Origin of the sequence: Neisseria sp. SLRRB23, from assembly GCF_050896295.1 — a bacterium.
GTDB lineage: Bacteria > Pseudomonadota > Gammaproteobacteria > Burkholderiales > Neisseriaceae > Neisseria.
This window is the reverse complement of record NZ_JBPBFH010000093.1, coordinates 1-396: the sequence shown is the minus strand read 5'-3', so window position 1 is coordinate 396 and position 396 is coordinate 1. Positions and strand designations below refer to the sequence as shown.

General features: G+C 51.0%; 2 pseudogenes. Both read right to left on the bottom strand.

Annotated features, from left to right (window positions below):
- Positions 1-132: pseudogene (locus tag ACRPFF_RS11220) on the bottom strand (NAD(P)(+) transhydrogenase (Re/Si-specific) subunit alpha); the annotation flags it as partial.
- Between the two features lie 4 nt (positions 133-136).
- Positions 137-289, bottom strand: a pseudogene (locus ACRPFF_RS11215) (S1 RNA-binding domain-containing protein); the annotation flags it as partial.
- Positions 290-396 lie beyond the last annotated feature (107 nt).

Genomic DNA, 396 nt, shown 5'->3' with positions numbered 1-396 from the left:
CACACCTGCGCCAATCACCAAAACCTGCGCGGGCGGCACTTTGCCTGCGGCAGTAATTTGACCGGTGAAGAAACGGCCGAAGGCGTGGGCGGCTTCAATCACGGCGCGGTAGCCGCTGATGGTTGCCATCGAAAACGACTTGCAGGTAATCGCCGACATTGCGTACGCGCTCGTGTGCGATTTGGCTGATGTGTACCAAACCGTCTTTGCCCGGCATCACGCTGACAATCGCGCCGACGTTGTTGTCGAGGATTTTAACCACAGTACCTTCGTACACTTTGCCCACTTTTTTATAAAATCTCGCATAAGAAAAAAAATTATCCAGCCATAAAAAAATATGACACGGTATATATACACCTGTCTCTTATACACATCTCCGAGCCCACGAGACTCGAC